Annotated in this window: 5 protein-coding genes; 2 read left to right on the top strand and 3 right to left on the bottom strand. The window is 55.4% G+C overall.

Annotation, left to right across the window (positions count from 1 at the left end):
• The 3 genes from AC1D0P_RS24225 to AC1D0P_RS24215 form a co-directional block, all read right to left on the bottom strand.
• On the bottom strand, positions 1–536 hold a 536-nt coding region (locus AC1D0P_RS24225), incomplete at its 3' end, for a hypothetical protein (protein ID WP_477679066.1).
• 107 nt (positions 537–643) lie between these two features.
• A complete protein-coding gene (locus AC1D0P_RS24220; protein ID WP_477679065.1) occupies positions 644–1,108 on the bottom strand; it encodes a hypothetical protein in 465 nt (154 codons plus the stop codon).
• A 107-nt stretch (positions 1,109–1,215) separates the two neighbouring features.
• Positions 1,216–1,500 (bottom strand): hypothetical protein, encoded by a 285-nt coding sequence (locus tag AC1D0P_RS24215; protein WP_477679064.1) that lies wholly within the window; start codon positions 1,498–1,500, stop codon positions 1,216–1,218.
• A gap of 195 nt (positions 1,501–1,695) precedes the next feature.
• Between AC1D0P_RS24215 and AC1D0P_RS24210 the strand changes: the two genes are divergently transcribed.
• Together AC1D0P_RS24210 and AC1D0P_RS24205 are read left to right on the top strand one after the other, a co-directional pair.
• On the top strand, positions 1,696–2,235 hold the full coding sequence (locus AC1D0P_RS24210; protein ID WP_477679063.1) for a hypothetical protein: 540 nt from the start codon (positions 1,696–1,698) through the stop codon (positions 2,233–2,235).
• Between the two features lie 22 nt (positions 2,236–2,257).
• On the top strand, positions 2,258–2,673 hold a 416-nt coding region (locus tag AC1D0P_RS24205; RefSeq protein WP_477679062.1), incomplete at its 3' end, for a DUF7669 domain-containing protein.

The following is a 2,673-nucleotide window of genomic DNA, read 5'->3' as shown; positions in this document are numbered from 1 at the left end:
CATTCGCACAGTAGCCGCCTCTTTACAAACTCGGAGAAGCGAAGAAGGGCCAATGGACCGCCATAGTCCATGCGCTGCAATACCTTGCCTTTGAGTTGGGCGGTATTCAGTGTGATGATTTCTTGGACTGAGAAAATCTGGTTCTCGCACTCCGGATACGTGAGCCACACTGGGTTGAGTGGATCGTGTGCGAATGCATTACGAATCAGCCGTGCTATCCACGCTGACTGCTGAACATCTTCACGCAGATGCGATAGACGCTGGGGAAAGACAGGCTGTAGAGCCGTATCGATCTGAACCGCCATGATATAGGTGGCGGAGTGCTCCAGCGCCGCCGCCGCGAACTGCTCTTCATCCTGTGTTGGCGATAGTTCTTTCGAATGCGCAACGTGCTTTCCGAACGAGAGAGTATCCAGATACGCAAACGCATTCTTAGGTTGTGAGCTCGTGCAATGCGCGCGCACCGCTACTGCCAGCTTGAACTGATGCTGCGCAACTGTTATGAGCTGACGATGAAACTTGAAGTCTGCTTCCATGGGATAACGGCTAACATAACGTTGTTTGTGAGTTTCGTTCAGCTCGATAAAAATGGAGAGCAAACCCCACAAATCGATTCTAGGCGGACAGTGTGGCAACCGCCTCCTCAATATGGACGAGTACAGCCCGAGCAAGAGGATGAGAGGTTGGCCGTGATTCCTGGGAATTCCGCGCAAACAGGCCTAAGTCCCCGTCTCTGTTGATTTTTTTGAATCCCTATTAACCGATTGGCTGGCCCCTTCAGGCGGATTTTCGCAGCCAATTCAGGATCAAACGCCGTCGCGCTGAAGCGCTCCAACATGTTGGCCACCAGCTGCTCTTGCGCCGTGACGGATGACCTAGCCGTCGCCAGCGCCACTTGCAACTGCTGCTTTGCGGTGAGCAGTTCGTCGACCTTGGCGAGCAACTTCTTGTTCGAGGCACTGAGCTGCTGGACGGCCGCGTCTTGCTCGACCAGGCGCCGACCCAATTCCTCGGCGCGCCTTTGCGCAAACCCCAGTTCATCCTTGAGCGGGCGCAGGCCCCGCACCTCTTCTTGAGCCTTGTGTAGATCACCCTGGGTGCGCGACAAATCGCCTCAATTGAGCAGCGGAATCAGGCAGAAAAGATTCGTCTGTAGATTCTGACAGCCCCGGACCTCTGGAAGCAGGTCCATGCTCGCTTCGTCGTTGCGAACAACTAGCCTGCGGTCGCACTCGAGCCGAGAAAGGGCAGCTGCAGACGCCATTTGACCTGCACCGCGGCTGCTGCGTCATGGAGCGCCGCCGAAAGATCTTCACTGCACCCATAGGGGATGATCAGGCGCCAGTTCAGATCCAGGCCATGCCCACCTGGTAGTTGGTCCGCCATGATGCAGGGCTCGGTTTTTGGCCAAAGACCAGTCATGCGCTCATTGCGGCGTGCCTGCAGCAGGATTTCCAGAGCAATTTCTTCTCTGGTACGGGTCTCAAAGGTAAAAAGCATTTAGGTTCCTTACGGCGCAACAGCGCGCCAAACTGAATGATGGCGTCACGACGGCGTTTTGTGGCGCGGGCATCTAGTCTCACTTTTCCCGGGCGCATCACGCTGGATCATCCGAAGTCACGCCAGGTCACGGCCGTGCACATGGGTTCACGGAAAATATTTTCTCGCTGTGGTTTGTTTGGTACGCTCCGATGCATGCTCAACACGATCATGACCACCCTGGCAACTCTAACCCCTACGCACTGGATTTCTATAGCTGCTTTGGCTGCATCGTTGGCGAGCCTCAACTTCTCAGTTCGTGGGTATTTGCGTGACCGCCCGAAACTCAGGATCGAGGCACGGCGGTATCAGTCTGATCAGGCCCCGGGCTATATCGAGGTTAAGGTTGTGAACGAAGGAAGGAGACCAGCATTCCTTGTCATGCTTTGGGGAAAGGACTCGGCTGGCGCTGGAAGCGGGGTCCAGCTCACCTATGAAGACACAGGCATCAAGCTTGGGGAGCACGAATTCAAGACCTTCAAGGTTACCCATCTGCCGCGAGGTAAGAATGAGTTCGATGCTGTCGGCATCGACGAAGACGACACTTTCGACTTCGAGCGGATGTTGATCGAGGACTCGCTTGGCAAACGCCACGAAATACCTAGCATGAAGGAATTGCTGCCGGCACTGCGCGTTGATTACAAAGATTGGTGCGAGAGGACGGGCTATTGGAAAACCCCGGCCTCCACTTCCTGAACCTCATTTCATGGGAATCCACATGGGCCAACAAATTTACGAAAAACCCACCCGAGCGCTGCTCAAAGACATGCTGCAGGAGTGGGTCTTGAAGCCTGGGCAAGTTTTCACGATCGCCCAGGCCGTCGAATGGTTCGCCGCGAATTACCCAAAATTGAAATCGGGCAGCATTCGTGCGCACCTGGTCCAGGCGGCAACGAACGACGTTAGCCGGCTTCATCACCCGGCCACGAACGAAACCGATGACATCTTGTTCAAAGTGGCCTCCGGGCAATACCGCCTTTATGAGCCTGGGAAGGATCCTGCACCAATCCATGACATGGTTGCCGGCGATGTGGCTCGCCAGGAGGCGTCTGTGGCCGTCGACGAGGAGGAAGGTGAGGAGGCTGCACCAGGTTCCTCGGAATTTCTCCTTGAGAAAGACTTGCAGCGCTATCT

It is taken from the genome of Polaromonas sp. P1_G2, from assembly GCF_056405515.1.
Note: the sequence above shows the minus strand (reverse complement) of the source record. Positions and strands in the feature narration are given on the sequence as shown.

Bases quoted from the DNA above. Each gene is read 5' to 3' on its own strand.
- AC1D0P_RS24215 (WP_477679064.1), bottom strand. From the start codon at position 1,500: ATGCTTTTTACCTTTGAGACCCGTACCAGAGAAGAAATTGCTCTGGAA.
- AC1D0P_RS24210 (WP_477679063.1), top strand. From the start codon at position 1,696: ATGCTCAACACGATCATGACCACCCTGGCAACTCTAACCCCTACGCAC.